At 52.5% G+C, this 19,365-nt stretch carries 20 protein-coding genes; 15 read left to right on the forward strand and 5 right to left on the reverse strand.

All coding sequences use genetic code 11. The features are described from left to right. The first annotated feature begins 8 nt into the window (after positions 1-8). From cysD to ACUTSU_RS18590, 4 genes are all read left to right on the forward strand, one after another. The gene (cysD, locus tag ACUTSU_RS18575) at positions 9-917 is read left to right on the forward strand and encodes a sulfate adenylyltransferase subunit CysD (protein ID WP_012005266.1); all 909 of its coding nucleotides are present in this window, start codon (positions 9-11) and stop codon (positions 915-917) included. An 11-nt stretch (positions 918-928) separates the two neighbouring features. Further along, complete coding sequence (gene cysN, locus ACUTSU_RS18580) at positions 929-2,356, forward strand: sulfate adenylyltransferase subunit CysN (RefSeq protein WP_445651418.1); 1,428 nt, start codon at positions 929-931, stop codon at positions 2,354-2,356. 1 nt (position 2,357) lies between these two features. Next, a complete protein-coding gene (gene cysC / locus ACUTSU_RS18585; protein ID WP_445651419.1) occupies positions 2,358-2,987 on the forward strand; it encodes an adenylyl-sulfate kinase in 630 nt (209 codons plus the stop codon). Positions 2,988-3,071: 84 nt separating this feature from the next. Further along, complete coding sequence (locus ACUTSU_RS18590; RefSeq protein ID WP_445651420.1) at positions 3,072-3,389, forward strand: DUF3561 family protein; 318 nt, start codon at positions 3,072-3,074, stop codon at positions 3,387-3,389. A 52-nt stretch (positions 3,390-3,441) separates the two neighbouring features. Here the strand turns inward: ACUTSU_RS18590 and ACUTSU_RS18595 are convergent, their stop codons facing one another. The 3 genes from ACUTSU_RS18595 to ACUTSU_RS18605 form a co-directional block, all read right to left on the reverse strand. Next, the gene (locus ACUTSU_RS18595; protein ID WP_445651421.1) at positions 3,442-4,164 is read right to left on the reverse strand and encodes an amino acid ABC transporter ATP-binding protein; all 723 of its coding nucleotides are present in this window, start codon (positions 4,162-4,164) and stop codon (positions 3,442-3,444) included. Next, positions 4,148-4,867, reverse strand: a complete 720-nt coding sequence (locus ACUTSU_RS18600) for an amino acid ABC transporter permease (protein WP_445651471.1) — start codon at positions 4,865-4,867, stop codon at positions 4,148-4,150. Before ACUTSU_RS18600 ends, ACUTSU_RS18595 begins: the two co-directional genes overlap by 17 nt. Before the next feature lie 216 nt (positions 4,868-5,083). Continuing rightward, positions 5,084-5,854 carry a basic amino acid ABC transporter substrate-binding protein gene (locus tag ACUTSU_RS18605; protein ID WP_445651422.1) on the reverse strand — a complete coding sequence of 257 codons (771 nt, stop codon included), beginning with the start codon at positions 5,852-5,854 and terminating at the stop codon, positions 5,084-5,086. A 406-nt stretch (positions 5,855-6,260) separates the two neighbouring features. Between ACUTSU_RS18605 and ftsB the strand changes: the two genes are divergently transcribed. From ftsB to truD, 4 genes are read left to right on the forward strand one after another with little or no spacing between them, the layout of a single operon-like run. Further along, positions 6,261-6,581 (forward strand): cell division protein FtsB, encoded by a 321-nt coding sequence (ftsB, locus tag ACUTSU_RS18610; RefSeq protein WP_445654553.1) that lies wholly within the window; start codon positions 6,261-6,263, stop codon positions 6,579-6,581. A gap of 3 nt (positions 6,582-6,584) precedes the next feature. Then, complete coding sequence (gene ispD / locus ACUTSU_RS18615) at positions 6,585-7,292, forward strand: 2-C-methyl-D-erythritol 4-phosphate cytidylyltransferase (protein ID WP_445654554.1); 708 nt, start codon at positions 6,585-6,587, stop codon at positions 7,290-7,292. Positions 7,293-7,302: 10 nt separating this feature from the next. Then, entirely contained in the window at positions 7,303-7,776 is a 474-nt protein-coding gene (gene ispF / locus ACUTSU_RS18620) for a 2-C-methyl-D-erythritol 2,4-cyclodiphosphate synthase (protein ID WP_006317702.1), read from the forward strand. A 4-nt stretch (positions 7,777-7,780) separates the two neighbouring features. Continuing rightward, positions 7,781-8,827: a tRNA pseudouridine(13) synthase TruD gene (gene truD / locus ACUTSU_RS18625; RefSeq protein ID WP_445654555.1), complete on the forward strand. Its 1,047-nt coding sequence runs from the start codon at positions 7,781-7,783 to the stop codon at positions 8,825-8,827. 38 nt (positions 8,828-8,865) lie between these two features. On the opposite strand, the gene ACUTSU_RS18630 is transcribed toward truD, so the two are convergent. Beyond that, a complete protein-coding gene (locus ACUTSU_RS18630; RefSeq protein ID WP_445651425.1) occupies positions 8,866-9,972 on the reverse strand; it encodes an acyltransferase family protein in 1,107 nt (368 codons plus the stop codon). Positions 9,973-10,250: 278 nt separating this feature from the next. Between ACUTSU_RS18630 and surE the strand changes: the two genes are divergently transcribed. The 4 genes from surE to rpoS all read left to right on the forward strand — a co-directional run bounded on the left by surE (position 10,251) and on the right by rpoS (position 13,994). Beyond that, the gene (surE, locus tag ACUTSU_RS18635) at positions 10,251-11,012 is read left to right on the forward strand and encodes a 5'/3'-nucleotidase SurE (protein ID WP_445654556.1); all 762 of its coding nucleotides are present in this window, start codon (positions 10,251-10,253) and stop codon (positions 11,010-11,012) included. After that, positions 11,006-11,632, forward strand: a complete 627-nt coding sequence (locus ACUTSU_RS18640; protein ID WP_012005278.1) for a protein-L-isoaspartate(D-aspartate) O-methyltransferase — start codon at positions 11,006-11,008, stop codon at positions 11,630-11,632. Before surE ends, ACUTSU_RS18640 begins: the two co-directional genes overlap by 7 nt. Before the next feature lie 324 nt (positions 11,633-11,956). Then, positions 11,957-12,943, forward strand: a complete 987-nt coding sequence (gene nlpD, locus ACUTSU_RS18645; protein ID WP_445651428.1) for a murein hydrolase activator NlpD — start codon at positions 11,957-11,959, stop codon at positions 12,941-12,943. Between the two features lie 52 nt (positions 12,944-12,995). Beyond that, entirely contained in the window at positions 12,996-13,994 is a 999-nt protein-coding gene (gene rpoS, locus ACUTSU_RS18650; protein WP_445651429.1) for an RNA polymerase sigma factor RpoS, read from the forward strand. Positions 13,995-14,074: 80 nt separating this feature from the next. Here rpoS and mutS read toward each other — a convergent pair whose 3' ends face one another. Continuing rightward, a complete protein-coding gene (gene mutS / locus ACUTSU_RS18655) occupies positions 14,075-16,636 on the reverse strand; it encodes a DNA mismatch repair protein MutS (protein ID WP_445654557.1) in 2,562 nt (853 codons plus the stop codon). 232 nt (positions 16,637-16,868) lie between these two features. Between mutS and ACUTSU_RS18660 the strand changes: the two genes are divergently transcribed. The 3 genes from ACUTSU_RS18660 to ACUTSU_RS18670 all read left to right on the forward strand — a co-directional run bounded on the left by ACUTSU_RS18660 (position 16,869) and on the right by ACUTSU_RS18670 (position 19,242). Beyond that, entirely contained in the window at positions 16,869-18,149 is a 1,281-nt protein-coding gene (locus ACUTSU_RS18660; RefSeq protein ID WP_445654558.1) for a tyrosine-type recombinase/integrase, read from the forward strand. Between the two features lie 151 nt (positions 18,150-18,300). After that, positions 18,301-18,822, forward strand: a complete 522-nt coding sequence (locus ACUTSU_RS18665) for a type IV secretion protein Rhs (protein ID WP_445654559.1) — start codon at positions 18,301-18,303, stop codon at positions 18,820-18,822. A gap of 9 nt (positions 18,823-18,831) precedes the next feature. After that, positions 18,832-19,242: a putative T6SS immunity periplasmic lipoprotein gene (locus ACUTSU_RS18670; protein ID WP_445654560.1), complete on the forward strand. Its 411-nt coding sequence runs from the start codon at positions 18,832-18,834 to the stop codon at positions 19,240-19,242. Positions 19,243-19,365 lie beyond the last annotated feature (123 nt).

Genomic DNA, 19,365 nt, shown 5'->3' on the forward strand with positions numbered 1-19,365 from the left:
GATCTGTTATGGACGAAAAACGACTCACTCATTTGCGGCAATTGGAGGCGGAGAGTATCCATATCATCCGTGAAGTCGCCGCTGAATTCGGCAACCCGGTGATGCTTTATTCCATCGGTAAAGACTCTTCCGTGATGCTGCACCTGGCGCGTAAGGCCTTCTTCCCAGGCACGCTGCCGTTCCCTCTGCTGCATGTGGATACCGGCTGGAAATTCAGCGAGATGTACCAGTTTCGTGACCGCACCGCCAAGGAATACGGTTTTGAGCTGCTGGTACACAAAAATCCGGAAGGCGTGGCGATGGGCATCAACCCGTTCGTTCACGGCAGTGCCAAGCACACCGATATCATGAAAACCGAAGGCCTGAAGCAGGCGCTGAACAAATACGGTTTTGATGCCGCCTTTGGTGGCGCTCGCCGTGACGAAGAAAAATCACGCGCCAAAGAGCGAATCTATTCTTTCCGCGACCGCTTCCACCGTTGGGATCCGAAAAACCAGCGCCCGGAGCTGTGGCACAACTACAACGGTCAGATCAATAAGGGCGAGAGCATTCGTGTGTTCCCACTGTCGAACTGGACCGAGCTAGATATCTGGCAATACATTTTCCTAGAAAAGATCGACATCATTCCTTTGTACCTGGCGAAACCACGCCCGGTGGTAGAACGCGACGGCATGCTGTTGATGGTGGACGACGATCGCATTGATCTGCAGCCGGGCGAAGTGATCAGCCAGCGCATGGTGCGCTTCCGCACCCTGGGTTGCTGGCCGCTGACCGGCGCGGTGGAGTCCGAAGCGCAAACGCTGCCGGAAATCATCGAAGAGATGTTGGTATCCACCACCAGTGAGCGCCAGGGACGGATGATCGACCGCGATCAGTCCGGCTCGATGGAGCTGAAAAAGCGTCAAGGGTATTTCTAAGGAGCCGCCGGATGAACAACGCAATTGCACAACAAATCGCTGAACAGGGCGGGGTCGAGTCTTACCTGTACGCGCAGCAACATAAAAGCCTGTTACGATTCCTGACCTGCGGCAGCGTCGATGACGGTAAAAGCACCCTGATCGGCCGCCTGCTGCATGATACCCGCCAGATCTACGAAGATCAGCTGTCCACGCTGCACAGTGACAGCAAGCGCATTGGCACCCAGGGCGAAAAGCTCGATCTGGCATTGCTGGTCGACGGCCTGCAGGCCGAGCGCGAGCAGGGCATCACCATTGACGTGGCCTATCGCTATTTCTCGACTGAAAAGCGCAAATTTATTATCGCCGATACCCCTGGGCATGAGCAGTACACCCGTAATATGGCGACCGGTGCTTCCACCTGCGATCTGGCCATTCTGCTGATTGACGCGCGTAAAGGCGTGCTGGATCAAACCCGCCGACACAGCTTTATTGCCACGTTACTGGGCATTCGCCATTTGGTAGTGGCGGTCAACAAGATGGATCTGGTGGATTACAAAGAGTCGGTATTCGAGCAGTTCAAGCAGGATTATCTGACCTTCGCTCAGCAGTTGCCAAAGGATCTGGATATCAAGTTTGTCCCGCTGTCGGCACTGGACGGCGATAACGTGGCCAGCGAAAGCATCCAGATGCCTTGGTACAACGGCCCTACGTTGCTGCAGGTATTGGAAAGCGTGGATGTGATTAGCGAGCGCGAAACGCAACCGCTGCGTTTTCCGGTACAATATGTTAACCGTCCGAACCTGGATTTCCGTGGCTATGCAGGCACCCTATCGGCCGGTGTCGTACGCGTGGGCCAGCGCGTGAAGGTGTTGCCTTCCGGCGTGGAATCCACCGTTGCACGTATTGTCACCTTTGATGGTGATTTACAGGAAGCGGTACCGGGTGAGGCGATAACCTTGGTGCTGAAGGATGAAGTGGACATCAGCCGCGGCGATTTGCTGGTCGATGCCGGGGAAACCCTGCAGGCGGCGCAAAGCGCACTGGTTGACGTGGTGTGGATGGCCGAGAAGCCGCTGTTACCGGGGCAGAGCTACGACATCAAGGTCGCTGGCAAAAAGACTCGTGCACGGGTGGAAGGCATTCGCCACCAGGTTGAAATCAACTCGCTGGCCCAGCATCAGGCCGACACCTTGCCGCTGAACGGCATTGGCCTGGTGGAACTGACCTTCGACGAGCCGTTGGTGCTGGACAGCTATCAGCATAATCATGACACCGGTGGATTTATCTTTATCGATCGCCTGAGTAACGTTACGGTTGGCGCCGGGTTGATCCGCGAAACCTTGCAGGACGCTCAGGCAGCCACTGGCGACTTCAGCGCATTCGAGCTGGAACTGAACGCCCTGGTGCGTAAACACTTCCCGCATTGGGGCGCACGTGACCTTATCGGGGGCAAGTAACGTGACCGACGTAGAGCAACGACCAACCGGGCCGGATGATGACAACGTGGTCTGGCATCCGCATGCGGTAGCGCGTGTGGATCGCGAAGCCCGAAATGGCCATAAAGGCGTGGTGTTGTGGTTTACCGGGCTGTCCGGCTCGGGTAAATCCACCGTTGCCGGTGCGCTGGAGCAGGCGCTGCATGCTCTGGGCGTCAGCACCTATTTGCTGGATGGCGATAACGTGCGTCACGGTTTGTGCCGCGATCTGGGATTCTCCGACGACGATCGGCGCGAGAATATTCGCCGTGTGGGTGAAGTGTCCAAACTGATGGTGGATGCCGGGCTGGTGGTGCTCACCGCGTTTATTTCACCGCACCGGGCAGAACGGCAGATGGTGCGCGAATTGCTCGATGAAGATCGCTTTATTGAGGTGTTCGTCGACACGCCGCTGGCGATTTGTGAGCAGCGCGATCCGAAGGGATTGTACAAAAAAGCTCGGGCCGGAGAGCTGCGTAATTTCACCGGAATCGACTCGGTTTACGAGGCGCCGCAACTGCCGGATATTCACCTTGACGGCCAACAATTGGTAACAAATTTGATTGCGCAATTGTTAGACGTGCTGCGTGGTCGGGCTATTATCAAACCCTGAATTCAGAAAAGCGTGTGGCGTTTTGTACCATACGCTTTTTACGCTAAGCCCGCCGGAGAGCGTGCCGAATAACCAGGGAACACTATGCAAAATGTCTCGCCTATCTTGATTGACTCAAACCAGGAGAAAGAGGAGCCCTCCTATTCTTTCCTGGGCGGCGTCTGCGGCTTTGTTTTCTACTGGCTGGCGTTCGCGGTGCCCTTTGTGGTCTACGGTTCCAACACGCTCTTCTTCCTGCTCTACACCTGGCCGTTCTTCCTGGCCCTGATGCCGGTATCGGTACTGATTGGCATCACGCTCAGCATGCTGTTGCGCAGCCGCCTGATCCTGACGCTGTTGCTGACCGGCGCTATCGTGCTGTGTCTGTTCTGGCTGGTATTCAGTTTTCTGACCGGTTGGTGAGAGAGTGGGCGCAGTTGCCTGCGCCCGAAGCATTGCAAAGCCGTGCCGAAGGTTACAAAACTTTGCTTAGAAAAGCCTGAGTGCGTGGGTTGGCAGGGTTGCTGAAAATCTGCTGCGGTGTGCCTTCTTCCTGAATGATCCCCTGATCAATAAACAGCACCCGATCGGCCACTTCACGGGCAAAGCCCATCTCGTGGGTGACCACCACCATGGTCATGCCTTCGTGTGCCAATGACTTCATCACCGCCAAAACTTCGCCGACCAACTCGGGATCAAGCGCTGAGGTGGGTTCGTCGAACAACATGATTTTCGGCTCCATTGCCAGCGCCCGGGCGATTGCTACCCGTTGTTGTTGGCCGCCGGACAGGCTGCTGGGATAGGCATCAATCTTGTCCAACAGACCCACTTTACGTAACAGCGCTTCTGCACGCAGGATAGCGTCGCCGCGCGACAGTTTTTTCACCCCCATCGGTGCCATAATAATGTTCTCCAGCACCGTCATATGCGGGAACAGGTTAAAGCGCTGAAATACCATCCCCACGCTCTCGCGCATTTTATTGATATCGGTTTTCTGGCTGTGAATGGCAAACCCGTTCACCAGAATTTCACCGCCGGAAAGCGTCTCCAGCGCGTTGATACAGCGCAGAAAGGTGCTTTTACCGGAACCGGACGGGCCGATGACGCAGACCACTTCGTTGGCTGCTATCTCGCAGGAGATACCACGCAGTACGTGGCTTTCGCCGAATTGTTTTTGCAGGTTATGTACGCGAATCACTTTTCCCGAACCTCTTTTCCATGTGTTGCACCATCAGCGAAAGCAGGAAGGTGAGGACCCAATAGACCAGCGAAATAGTCAGGTAGGGCTCCCAATAGGTGGCATAGGCACCGGAAACCGTCCGGGCTGCATAGGCCAAATCGGCCAGGCCGATGGCGGAGGCCAGTGAGGAGTCCTTGACGATGGCAATGGCGTTGTTGCCCAGCGGTGGCAGCATGCGACGGAAAGCCTGCGGCAGGATCACCTTGCGCATGGTTTTGCCGTAGCCCATGCCCAGCGAGCGCGAAGCTTCCATCTGACCGCGATCGATTGACTGAATACCGGCGCGGAAAATTTCCGAGACGTAGGCACCGGCGTTGAGCGTGATAGCCACCACGCAGGAGAGAAACGCGCCGTAGTCGGAGCGCAGCGAACGGGCGAAATCACTGCTCATCAGACCGTTGGTGACCAGCAGGCCGTCACGCGGGTTGATAAACAGCGGCACCAGGGCGAAATGCACCACCATGATCTGCACGAACAGCGGTGTACCGCGGAAGGCGCTGATATAAATGCGCACTGGCCACTGTACGCCGTAATGCAGTATCGGTTTCCAGATGCCATGCGGCGCTTGCGCCAGACGGCCTAATCCCAGGAGCAGCCCCCAGGTGGTGCCCAGTATCACGCAGATAATGGTGCATTTTATGGTCATCCAGGCACCTTCCATAAACAGCGGGGCATACTCCTGGATAATCTCCCAACGGAAATTCAAGGTCGGATCCTTCTTAAAAAATGTTCAGGCTACTACGCGTCGTCATCTTGGGATTGGGCAGTGCTCGCCATCCTCATGGACTGCGTGTCCACTCCGGTGGCTGTGCGCTGTCCGCACCCAATATGACTTAGCTCGTTACGCCTGCCGATCAGCAGGTAGGCGTCAGTTAATTCACTCGGCAGGCAGTGTCGGCACGTTGCTGTCAAACCAGGTCTGGTAAATTTTGGCGTAGGTGCCGTCGGCGATGATTTTCTTCAGGCCGGCGTTGATCTTGGCACGTAGTTCATCGTTGCCTTTGGCAACGGCAATGCCGAAATACTGGCGTTCGAATTTGGCGTCTGACACCAGTTTGAACTCTTTTTCCGGGTGGGTTTTGATGTAGAACTTGGCCACGCCAACGTCGCCCACGGCTGCGCCGATACCGTCTTCGTACAGTTCCTGCAGCAGCAGCGGGGTATTGTCGAAACGTTTGATGGCGGTGCTGTTTTTACCCAGCACGTCGGAGACCACGATGTCGCCAGTGCTGGAATTCACCACGCCAACTTTCAGCGCTTTCAGCGCGGCGATTGAGTTCACTCGAGAGTCTTTGGGGACCACGATGGTCTGCTCCGCCGGGAAGTAAGGCGCAGAGAAATCCACCATTTGCTTGCGTTTGTCTGTAATGGTGATGCCGGAAATAATGATGTCGCGATCGCCGGAGTTCAGCGTGGCAAAGATGCCTTCCCACGGCGTATTTACCAGTTTGACCTGAAAGCCCTCGGCCTTGGCGACGGCCTTGATGATGTCAATATCAAAGCCTTCCAGCTGTTTGCTGCTGTTTTCGAATTCGAACGGACGATAGGTACCGCCGGAGCCGACGACGTAAGTGGGTTCTGCCGCCAGGGCAGAGGCAGACAGGGTGGCGGCCAGGCAGGCACCAATCAGAACTAAGCGTTTTAACATCACTATCCCCGATAATTAAAAGTTATTTATTGGATTTATTTATGCACTATAAGTGCATAAAAATAACCCCCAATAAATAAAAAAACAACTCCTACATGGCGGTGTGATTTCCAATGGTGTTAAATATGCAATTGTTGAAAGTGCCTGGCAGAAGCGTTGGCGAAATGGCGGGGCAGTCAGTTTTTCTTGCTGCATAACCGATAGAAGAGTTGAGAGTGGTAATGCAGAGAGGTCGAGCGGTGACTTATCGGATGAAAGTGCTTTTTTTTGCCGCTTTCGGCGCGAATTTAGGTTATAAACTCAAGAAATTCTCATCCTACTCTGAATTTGGCGGTGAAATGCCGTTCCCAGTGTGGAGTCCAACGAAAAGTTGTGGGATGATTAGGCGGTTTTTCAGGGGGCGGAGATGGGAAAACTTACGCTGTTATTGCTGGCATTGCTCGGTTGGTTACAGTATTCATTGTGGCTGGGCAAAAATGGTGTTCACGATTACGTGCGGGTCAATGATGACGTTGTGGTCCAGCAGGGCAGCAATGCTAAATTGAAAGCGCGTAACGATCAGCTGTTCGCCGAAATCGACGATTTGAACGGCGGTCAGGAAGCGATCGAAGAGCGTGCGCGCAATGAACTGAGCATGATTAAGCCCGGTGAGACTTTCTATCGTCTGGTTCCTGACCAATCCAGACGCAACGCGGCGTCCTCCTCGCAAAATAACCTACAAAAGTAACGCATGAATCACTCCGCAGGAACCTTTCCACCGGTGATTGCCGTCCTGCCCGCTGCCGGTATCGGCAGCCGTATGCAGGCGGATTGCCCGAAACAGTATTTAACCATCGGCCATCAAACCATTCTCGAGCACGCGATCCATGCGCTATTGCGCCATCCGCGTATTCCGCAGGTGATTGTGGCGATCGGTCCCGATGACCAGCAGTTTCACCAGTTGCCTATTGCCCGAGATCCGCGCGTGCGGGTCACCGTCGGCGGTCAGCAACGCGCCGATTCGGTGATGGCTGGGTTGCAGCTGGCCGGTGAGGCCAAATGGGTGCTGGTACACGACGCGGCAAGACCCTGCCTGCATGCCGAGGATCTGGAACGCCTGCTGGCGATTACAGAACACAGTGAGGTGGGGGGCATTTTGGCCGCGCCAGTGCGTGATACCATGAAGCGTGCCGAACCTGGTCGCAGTGATATCTCCCACACCGTCGAACGTCAGGATCTGTGGCATGCGTTAACTCCGCAACTGTTCCCGCTGGCGTTGCTTAAGCTTTGCCTGCAGCGTGCGATGGATGACTGTGCGACGGTCACCGATGAGGCCTCTGCCCTCGAGCATTGTGGCTATCATCCGCTGCTGGTCAGCGGACGCTCGGACAATATTAAAGTTACGCGCCCGGAAGATTTGGCGCTGGCGGCCTTCTATTTAACTCAGTTGGACAATTAAGGAGCGCATCATGCGTATCGGTCACGGTTTTGACGTACATAAATTTGGTGGCGAAGGGCCGCTGGTGATCGGTGGTGTTCGTATCCCTTATGAAAAAGGTTTGCTGGCTCACTCCGACGGTGACGTGGCGCTGCATGCGGCGACAGATGCTCTGTTGGGGGCGGCGGCGTTAGGGGATATCGGCAAGCTGTTCCCGGATACCGACCCGGCGTTCAAAGGGGCCGACAGCCGTGAGCTGCTGCGCGAAGCCTGGAAACGCATTCGCGCCAAAGGCTATCGTCTGGGTAACCTGGATATCACCATTATCGCGCAGGCCCCTAAAATGGCGCCGCATATCCCGCAAATGCGCGTTTTCCTGGCGGAAGACCTGCAGTGCCATATGGACGACGTCAACGTTAAGGCGACCACTACCGAACAGCTCGGTTTTACCGGGCGCGGTGAGGGCATTGCCTGTGAAGCGGTCGCCTTGTTGATCAAGGAATAAACGCATGGATATGGCTAACCTGACTTGGCTGTATGGCCAGCCGCAGAGTACTGGCGTGTTGAAAGCCAACCCGGAAGATTTCGTGGTGGTGGAAGACCTGGGCTTTGAGCCGGACGGCGAAGGCGAACATGTGCTGGTGAACATCCGCAAGAACGGTTGTAACACCCAGTTTGTCGCCGATTATTTGGCGCGCTTTGCCGGTATTCATGCCCGTTCTGTCAGCTACGCGGGTCTGAAAGATCGTCATGCGGTGACCGAACAATGGTTCTGCCTGCATCTACCGGGCAAAGAGACACCTGATTTTACTCAGTTCTCACTGGAAGGCTGCGAAGTGCTGGCCAGTGCCCGCCATCTGCGCAAAATGCGTATTGGCACGCTAAAAGGCAATGCCTTCACGCTGGTTCTACGTCATATCTCTGACCGTCAGGATGTCGAGCCGCGCCTGCAGGCGATTGCGACCGGCGGCGTGCCAAACTACTTTGGCAGCCAACGTTTTGGTCGCGGCGGCAATAACCTGGTGATGGCGCGCCGTTGGGCGAATGATGAGATCCGGGTTAAAGAACGCAGCAAGCGCAGTTTTTATCTTTCCGCCAGCCGCAGTGCGCTATTTAACCTGATTACCAGCCGACGTTTGGCCAATCAACAGCAACATACCGTGCTGGAAGGCGATGCCTTACAGCTCAGCGGCCGTGGCAGTTGGTTTGTAGCCCAGCCGGAAGAGTTGGCAGCGCTGCAACAGCGGCTGGATGCCGGCGAATTGATGATTACCGCTCCTTTGCCGGGCGATGGCGAACCCGGTACCGCCGGTGAAGCGCTCCATTTTGAACAGCAGTGTTTACTGGAGCAACCGGAGCTGATGGCGCTTTTAAAGCGTGAGCGTGTTGATCCGGCCCGCCGTGCGCTGTTGTTACAACCCAAAAATATGCAGTGGGACTGGTGGGATGATGCTACCGTTGAACTGCGTTTTTGGTTGCCGGCCGGCAGTTTCGCCACCAGTGTGGTGCGTGAAATTATGCGGCAGGACAGCAGTGATGCGGATATTAGCGAGTAATGAAAAAACCTGCTGATGCAGGTTTTTTTTCGAATGTTTTAGCGCTGAGTGACAAACTTTTTTTCAGTTTTTAACTCATTGATATTGGACTGTACCTGACCGGAAAAGCGTTTTTTTAACCATTCGTAACAGGGTTTCTCAAAGAAACGATGAGTAAGATGTGAAAGCACTAGTGTCAATGTGAGAAAGACGGTGAACTTTACTGCGAAGGGTAAGTTCAGTGGTGCGAGCACAGACCCCATAACCAGAATAATGGGGGTGTGTATCAGATAAACAGAATAGCTGATATCACCAAGCCAGCCTGGAATTCTACTGCCGATAATTTTATTAAACCATGAGTTCAGTGTAGCCAGACTTAACATCAGCAACGCAATTAGAGGGATCGGTAAGAAGCTGAGTTTTCCAATAGGCGTTTTTTGATAAACCAGGTACACCACGGCTGCGAAAAGAATCATGTCAAGGCAGCCAATAATAGATTTCTGCATATGGTTGAGCCCTGTCTGCCCCATACCCTGCCCCATACGACAAACAGCGATCCCCAGCGTGACGCCAGCGATGCATCTGACAAAGCCTGAGGTGACGATGCCATACATCATTTCATGAGCGACCATCAGCGAGCCAAAGGATGTATATAAAGCGGTGTAGCACATTAAAGCTATAAATAATAGTTGGTTGGTTTTAACTCGACGGATACACCAGGGAACTAAAAAAACAGAAACCCAAAACTCAGCAGATATTGACCAACTAGGGTCATTCCAGCTCCAGTTACTGACAAAACCCATATTTTGCAGAAGGAATATATTGGCGATGCCAGAAAAAAATGGCTCGTCAAAAGGAAATGCACGTTGCGTCAACAGGTAAATGATACCCACTACGACCATAGTGACAATGTGCAAAGGGTACATACGCGCGAAGCGATAAAAAATAAATTTCCTATCGTTCATCAAGCCTGAGGATAGGGCTTGGCCGTAAACGTGAGACAGTACAAAACCCGAGAGAATAAAAAAGAAATCAACGGAAATATAGGCATTTTGGAATGGGTAGTCATGCCAGCCATATTGGCTGCCAAAAAAATGGCTTAACGCTACGGTCAATGCAAATATACCGCGTAAACCATCCAAATATTTTAGTCTTGTTGTTGGCATTGAGGGGATAAACCTTGCAATCAGCGAGTCGCGATCTTACTAAAAAATCACCATATTGTCAGCTTTTCGTAAGGATTGTGTGATGATATTTAGGTCTTATCTGCTGCATCGGGTCATGGGTGTAAGCTGTCTTTCCCTTGGTGACTGGACATGTCGGGGGGAGTAAACATAATATCTGCTGGTTAAGCCCCTCCTTTTGGGTGTTGATTCCGAGTATTTAAATGCCAGGCCGCGTTAAAGGCGTTCTGATTGAGAGATAAAAAAGAAGACAATCTTTTATGCGGATATTGCTGAGTAATGACGACGGTGTGACCGCCCCAGGCATCCAGGTGCTGGCGGCGGCATTGAGAGAGTTCGCCGAAGTGCAGGTTGTGGCACCCGATCGTAACCGCAGTGGTTCTTCCAATGCGCTGACGCTGGAATCTCCATTGCGCACCCTGACGATGCCCAATGGAGATATCGCCGTCCAGCAGGGAACGCCGACAGACTGCGTGTATCTGGGAGTGAATGCCCTGATGCAGCCTGCGCCCGATATCGTGGTTTCTGGCATCAATGCGGGCCCCAATCTGGGCGATGACGTTATTTATTCCGGCACCGTGGCTGCTGCCATGGAAGGACGTCATTTGGGATTGCCTGCGCTGGCCGTGTCGCTGAACGGCCATCAGCATTATGCGACTGCTGCGGCGATCACCTGCCGGGTGCTGCGTGCGTTACAGCGCGAACCGTTGCGAACCGGTAAAATTCTGAATATCAACGTGCCGGATTTGCCACTGGATCAGATCAAGGGCATTCGTGTGACCCGCTGCGGCAGTCGCCATCCGGCTGACAAAGTGTTCTGCCAACAAGATCCGCGTGGGCAAAATCTCTATTGGATTGGGCCGCCCGGTGATAAGTTTGATGCTGGGCCGGACACGGACTTCGCTGTAGTAGAACAGGGTTATGTGGCCATCACGCCACTGCAGGTGGATTTAACCGCCTATGCGGCCCAGGACGTGGTAAAAACGTGGTTAACCAAAGCAGGGGTTGGCGGGGAATGGTGAACAAGCGTATGCAAACATTGCTGACGCAGCTGCGTCAACAGGGGATCCGGGACGAACGGTTGCTACAGGCGATCGAAGCGGTGCCGCGTGAACGCTTTGTTGATGAGGCACTTGAACACAAGGCTTATGAGAATACTGCGTTACCCATTGGCTCCGGCCAAACCATCTCTCAACCTTATATGGTTGCACGAATGACCGAACTGCTGAACCTGACGCCAACCTCCAGGGTATTGGAGATCGGTACCGGTTCTGGCTATCAAACCGCTATCTTGGCGCATTTGGTACAGCATGTTTGCTCTGTTGAGCGCATCAAAGGGTTGCAATGGCAGGCCAAACGCCGGCTGAAACAACTCGATCTTCACAATGTTTCCACCCGTCACGGTGATGGTTGGCAAGGCTGGGCATCGCGAGGGCCGTTTGATGCCATCATCGTCACGGCAGCTCCGCCGGAGATCCCGCCAGCGCTGATGGAGCAGTTGGACGATGGTGGTATTCTGGTGTTGCCGGTCGGCGAGCAGGCCCAAACGCTGAAGTATATTCGGCGTCAGGGCAGCGAATTTGTTATCGATACCGTCGAAGCGGTGCGTTTTGTTCCCCTGGTTAAGGGGGAACTGGCCTAGCGATTGTCTGAATTTTCGACAGGAAACGAAATCTGTTGCACTTTCATCACCTCCGGTTAAGGTTTTAACGTTTCAATAAAACTAATTTTCAATACAATTGCCTTTCTGCGTAGTTGTCTTATGGTGCAGCAGCGCTAATGTGGTTAGCATTGGCGCGCTGTTTTGAGGCTCCGGCATGAGATTTCCTGACGTTCAGGGATCGGCTGTGGGCACCTTTCAGGGTAGAAATCGAGAGAATGTTAAAAGCTCAGCTACCATGTAAAGGGTATTTGGATATATCGCTGATATTGCTGTCATGGGGGAAGCATGAGCACGGGAAGCCCAATGATTACATTACGCCGGGTTGCGGTGTGTACGATGGTAAGTTTGTGGTTGGCAGGTTGTACGAACACTGAATCGACATCGGCCCCTATTAGTAGTGTGGGCGGTGGCGGAGCTGCCGCATCCAGCAATGCTGGAGCACAGGCTAACGCTGAAGGGCATATTGTTTACAACCGCAGTTACACTTCGATCCCCAAAGGGAGCTACAGCGGCAATACCTACACGGTAAAACGCGGAGATACGCTGTTTTACATCGCCTGGATCACCGGAAACGATTACCGTGACCTGGCCCAGCGCAATAATATCCCTGAGCCATACAGCCTGAATGTGGGTCAAAACATTCAGCTTGGTAATGGTTCCGCCAACGGAAACGGCGGTATGCTGGCGGCAACAGATGCGACCAGCGGCGGTGTTCCTAAGCCACCATCGACCTCTCAGATACAAACTGCAACGGTTGATTCTCCATCAACTAACGCGTATTCTGATAATTCGGGTAAACAGAATGTAGGTAAGATGTTACCTGCAGCAGGCGCAGTGGCGGCAACTACCGCAACGGCACCTGTTACCGCACCGGTCGTTGCTCCACCAGTGAGCAGCACCGTCAGCAACAGCGCCCCAGTAAGTACCTGGAGATGGCCAACTGACGGTAAGATTATTGATAACTTTTCCTCATCAGAAGGTGGGAATAAAGGTGTCGATATCGCCGGGACTCGTGGGCAACCTATCTTCGCTACCGCCGATGGTCGTGTAGTGTACGCAGGCAACGCTTTACGGGGTTACGGTAATCTAATCATCATCAAACACAATGATGATTACCTGAGCGCCTACGCTCACAACGACACAATGCTGGTCCGGGAACAACAAGAAGTGAAGGCGGGTCAAAAAATAGCCACCATGGGTAGCACCGGAACCAGTTCAGTACGTTTGCATTTTGAAATTCGTTACAAGGGGAAATCCGTAAACCCGCTGCGTTATCTTCCGCAGCGATAGATTGGGCAGAATACGCTGTATTCTGCTCGCGGTATCACGGGTAGGAGCAGCTATGAGCCAAAATACGCTGAAAGTTAACGAGTTACATGACGATGCGGATTTCGACGAGAACGCAACGGAAGCGGAATCATTCGACGAAAAAGCACTGGTTGAAGAAGAGGCCAGTGAGAGTGATCTAGCGGAAGAAGAGTTGTTGTCACAAGGCGTGACCCAACGCGTATTGGATGCGACGCAGCTCTATCTTGGCGAAATCGGTTATTCTCCGCTGCTGACCGCAGAGGAAGAAGTTTATTTTGCGCGGCGTGCACTGCGCGGTGACGTGCCGTCCCGCCGCCGAATGATTGAAAGTAACCTGCGGCTGGTGGTGAAAATCGCCCGCCGTTACAGCAATCGCGGCCTGGCGCTGCTGGATCTGATTGAAGAGGGTAACCTCGGCCTGATCCGCGCAGTGGAAAAGTTTGACCCAGAACGCGGTTTCCGTTTCTCGACTTACGCAACCTGGTGGATCCGGCAGACGATTGAACGGGCGATCATGAACCAAACCCGTACCATTCGCTTGCCTATCCACATAGTCAAAGAACTTAATGTCTATTTGCGCACCGCGCGCGAGCTTTCTCATAAACTGGATCATGAACCGAGCGCTGAAGAGATTGCAGAGCAACTCGACAAGCCGGTCGATGATGTCAGCCGTATGCTGCGCCTGAACGAACGTATCACTTCTGTCGATACGCCGTTGGGTGGGGATTCGGAGAAAGCCTTACTGGACATTCTGGCCGACGAGAAAGACAACGGACCGGAAGACACCACGCAAGACGATGACATGAAACAGAGCATCGTTAAGTGGTTGTTCGAACTGAACGCCAAACAGCGTGAAGTACTGGCGCGTCGCTTTGGCCTGTTGGGCTACGAATCGGCAACGCTTGAAGATGTGGGTCGTGAAATTGGCCTGACTCGCGAGCGAGTACGTCAGATCCAGGTTGAAGGTTTACGCCGTCTGCGTGAAATTCTGCAAATGCAGGGCCTGAGCATTGAGGCACTGTTCCGCGAGTAACCCAGGCAGTTGAATCGCATCAAAATAAAAACGGTGAGCACCATGCTCGCCGTTTTTTTATGCCTGCAATCTGCGAAGGGTCAGACCATATTCTTCAGGCGGTAAATCCACTCCAGCGCCTGACGAGGTGACAGTGAATCCGGATCTAGCGCCTCGAGCGCTTCAACCGCCGGTGAGGTTTCCTCATTCAGCAGCGTCATCTGGGTGGCATCAACGGTACCCGTCGCGGTATGGCTGGATATCGCTTCCAGCTCGCGCAGTTTTTGACGCGCACGTTTGATCACCTCACGTGGCACACCGGCGAGTGCCGCAACCGCCAGGCCATAGCTCTTGCTGGCGGCTCCGTCCTGTACGCTATGCATAAAGGCGATAGTGTCGCCGTGCTCCAGCGCGTCCAGATGCACGTTCACCACACCTTCCATTTTCTCCGGCAGGGTGGTCAGCTCAAAGTAATGGGTAGCAAACAGCGTCATGGCTTTAATGCGGCTGGCCAGGTTCTCGGCGCAGGCCCAGGCCAGGGACAGACCGTCGTAGGTTGAGGTACCGCGGCCAACTTCATCCATCAGTACCAGGCTATTTTCGGTGGCGTTGTGCAGGATATTGGCGGTTTCGGTCATTTCTACCATAAAGGTAGAGCGGCCAGAGGCCAGATCGTCCGCCGCGCCTACTCGGGTAAAGATGCGGTCTACCGGGCCGATGATCGCCTTGCTCGCTGGCACGTAGCTGCCGATGTGTGCCATCAGCACGATCAGTGCCGTTTGGCGCATATAGGTACTTTTACCACCCATGTTAGGGCCGGTAATGATCAACATTCGCCGCTGAGGCGACAGCGATAGTGGGTTGGAAATAAACGGCTCGCTCAGCACCTGTTCGACCACCGGATGGCGACCCTCAGTGATGCGTACACCGGGTTGTTCGCTGATGGTTGGGCAGGCGTAGTGGAGCGTTTCGGCTCGTTCAGCCAGGTTGGCCAGCACGTCCAGTTCGGCCAATGCAGCAGCGCTTTGCTGTAGATCGCCCAGGTGCGGCAACAGCAAGTCGAACAACTCTTCGTACAGACCCTTCTCGATTGCCAACGCTTTCCCTTTTGAAGTCAGTACCTTGTCTTCATACTCTTTTAATTCGGGAATGATGTAGCGTTCGGCATTTTTCAGCGTCTGGCGGCGCACGTAGTGGATCGGTACCAGGTGGCTCTGCCCACGGCTGACCTGAATGTAATAACCATGCACGCCATTGAAGCCGACCTTCAGCGTATCCAGCCCCAGCTTTTCACGTTCGCGGATCTCAAGACGGTCGAGGTAGTCGGTGGCACCATCGGCCAGTGCGCGCCATTCATCCAGCTCGCTATTGTAGCCGGGTGCGATAACGCCGCCGTCACGCACCAGCACCGGCGGTGCTTCAACCACTGCGCGTTCCAGCAAATCCTGCAGTTCATCAAACTGACCGACCTGCGACAGCAGCTGTTGCACATACGGGGTTTCTACCCCTTTGAGTAACGCGTGGATATCCGGCAACTGTTGGAAAGCATGACGCATACGAGCCAGATCGCGTGGACGGGCACTGCGTAATGCCAGACGGGCCAATATGCGTTCCAGATCGCCCACCTGACGCAGCGAAGGCTGCAGATCGGTATACAGATCCTGCAGGGAGCCGATCGCCTGCTGGCGGTTATTCAAGACTTTGATGTCACGGGTTGGCATATGCAGCCAGCGCTTAAGCATACGGCTACCCATTGCCGTCACGCTGTGGTCGAGGATGGCCGCCAGGGTATTTTCGCTGCCGCCAGACAGGTTCTGAGTCAGCTCAAGGTTACGCCGCGTGGCGGCATCCATGATAATGCCGTCCTGCTGACGCTCCATGGTGATGCCACGGATATGTGGTAATGAGGTGCGCTGAGTATCTTTAACATATTGCAACAGACAACCGGCGGCGCGCAGTGCCTGATGGGCCTGTTCAACGCCGAAACCGGTCAGATCGCGGGTGCCGAACTGCAGGTTCAACTGCTGGCGTGCGGTCTCGGGTTCAAACTCCCACAGTGGGCGACGACGCAGGCCGTGACGCTGTTCAATAAGCGACATCTGTTCAAAGGTTTCAGGGTAAAGCAGCTCGGCAGGATTGGTGCGCTGCAACTCTGCCGCCATGGTTTCGATATCAGCGGGTTCCGCCACGCGGAAACGCCCGGAGCTGATGTCCAGCGTGGCATAGCCAAAACCGCGTGCGTCCTGCCAGATTGCCGCCAGCAGGTTGTCCTGACGTTCTTGCAGCAGAGCCTCGTCGGTGATGGTGCCAGGCGTGACGATACGCACTACTTTGCGTTCCACCGGGCCTTTACTGGTGGCCGGATCGCCGATTTGTTCGCACAGAGCGACGGATTCACCGAGCTGCACCAGTTTGGCCAGATAGTTCTCGACCGCATGGTGAGGGACGCCGGCCATGGGAATAGGCTCCCCCGCTGAAGCTCCGCGTTTGGTCAGCGATATATCCAGCAGTTGGGAAGCGCGTTTGGCATCGTCATAGAACAGCTCATAAAAGTCGCCCATGCGGTAGAACAGCAGGATCTCAGGGTGCTGAGCCTTGAGGCGCAGATACTGCTGCATCATTGGGGTGTGTGAATCTAAATTCACGTTGTCATTCAGTGACATAATCTATATATTCCATTGATTTTAAAGTAAATTGTGATTTTGTTGTTCTCGTTAGATATCACGTTGTCTCATAAAAAATCACCAAATCCCACTTGTAAGTGTAGGTCAAAGTGTAGGTTGTTATGTGGGTTATGGTATAATTGCACTAAATAAACTCACAACCTACACTTGGAAAGAAAAGCTGGGTTACAGCCTTAATAAATCAAGTGGTTAGCCATAAAATGGATCTTATATGACGGATAAACCAACAGGCAAACCTTTGTCATCCAAAGCGGTCGAAATGATGAAGCCTGGGGACAAAAACAAGGCTGATACGGGTGAGAACCGAGGCTTGCGTGTGACTTGTGGAGCTTCTGGTATCAAGACCTTTTTCTACCGCTATACTAGCCCAGTGACCAATAAGCTGTCACAGGTAAAAATTGGAAGCTTCCCGCAAACCTCGCTCGCAATGGCTCGTATGAAGTTGCAAGAACTCAAACTAATCAGAAGTGAAGGGCGTTGTCCGGCATCTGAGCTAAAAAATGAGAAGCAACGCCTACTAGAAGAGAACCAAAAACCGAAAGCGGCAGTGCTGACAGTTGAAGGGTTGGTTGAGTTGTATCTTACCGAGCGTATTGAGGATCGTAAGACGAAGGATGGGAGGATCATTCTCGGTGCCAGAAAGCCTAAAGGGCAAGCAGAGGTACGTCGCACTCTTTATGGTGATGCGGTTAAAACCTTAGGAACACGAAATGCTGCTGAGATTACGCGGCAGGATGTTATCAATTTAATTAATGGCATTGTTGCCAGAGGTGCAACCGTACAGGCTGGTAATGTTCTGAGGGAACTTTCACTCGCTTATGAGTTTGCTATTGGCCTTGGGCGCTTTGATGACAGTTTTGCGAATCCGGCGTTGTTAGCAAAATCCAGCTTACGACAGACCAGAATCAAGCTCACAAATGGTCGTGGAACACGGGTACTGAACGAGGCTGAGCTTGGCAAATTTCTAAAATGGCTTCCGGGTTCGGCTTATACGCCAACGATTAAAAACGTGTTGCGTCTGACGCTCTGGACAGGGTGCCGAACAGGTGAAGTATGCAACATGGCCTGGGATGATGTTGATCTTGAAAAAGGCACCATCCATCTGCGGGAAACCAAGACAGGGGTAGAGCGCTACGTTCAGCTATCGGATCAAGCGATCGACTTTCTTAAGGTACTACGCCTTACCTCCGACAAATATCTATTTCCTTCGCAGGCGACTAAAAAGCCAATCCAGCAGAAGTATCTGACCGAGAATTCATGGCGTTTACGTGAAAGCGGCCAAATGCTTGATATACCTCATTGGACGCCGCACGATCTGCGTCGTACAGTACGAACGGGGTTATCTCGTTTGCAGTGTCCAAATGAGGTAGCAGAGGCCGTATTGGGGCATACAAGTGGCGGCGTTGAAGGGATTTATAATTTGTATAAGTATGATGCTGAGTGCCGGAAGTGGTTGCAGGTGTGGGCTGATTATATGGAGGAGCTTCTTTAGCATGCTGTTATGGAAATAGCAAAGGGTAATCAGATTTTTTTGTTTTTTTGGGCATGATTCCTAAAAAGATATCTCCTGTTTAGTTTCTTTTACACAGAGTTTATCATTTACTCTTTATGATCGTGTTTGTGTTTCTAACGGAGGATTACTTATGGAAACGGAAAATTCTTTACGTCTCTTAACATTAGGGGAAAAAATTCTAGCTCAGACAGTTTTCGGTAGTTCAATTCAATGGCATAAGGTATGGGTTCATTGTGAGAGTTATCTCCCATTCGGTTTGCAAGGGAAGTTTGTTGGGATGACACCAAATGGTGAAATGTATTTCAGAAAAGAAACATACCTTAAGGATTTCTCTTTGTCTTCAAAATCTAACCAACATTTTTTTATGCATGAAATGACGCATGTCTGGCAACATCAGCACGGAATGTGGGTTAGAACAAGAGGTTTATTTAGCTGGGCATCAACTTACAAATATACAATCGAGCCGAATAAAAAATTGAGCAAATACAGCATGGAGCAACAAGCGCAGATTATTGCTGATTACTTTTTATTAAAAAAATATGGTGTAAATGGTCTGAAAATCGAAATTGGCCGTCAGGCTGGCTTTCATGGAGTATTAGATAAAAATACTATTTCGCTATATAGGAAAATATTGCCAGCATCAATTTTATAAGAGGAAGATATGATGAGAAGCATAAGTGTATTTATTTCTGTTTTATTTATAACATCCTGCCACATGAATGATACTCGCCCAGAAAATCATCGTGCTAATGTAAGTGCTGTAGGCGATGGTGTTTGTGTTACACTGCCAGATACTGAAGGCGAAAGCATATCTTTATTAAGTGTAAGTGAGATTGGTAATAGTGAAAATATGATGGATAAACAATTCACTATTGGGAATGCACCTGCATTACATTCAAATAAATGCATCTCTAATTTCGGTTTTATCTTTGAACCAGGTAAATCATATGTATTTTCTATTAATGCGATACGGATAAAAGAAGATCACACTATGAAAAATGGGAATAGTTATAGTGTGACTTTTTCCGTGTGGGTAGATAAAGGGGAGTTAAAGGTGAAAGATATAAACTAACTATACCCGTGCTCCTTGATGATGCTTGGACTGACCCCACCCCGGTAGACGATCCTGCCCTATAGTTGGACTGACCCCACGACAGTAGACATATCCTGTCCTCACGACGAGGCCTGTTCGAAG

The sequence above is a fragment of the Serratia sp. NA_13 genome (assembly GCF_052691735.1).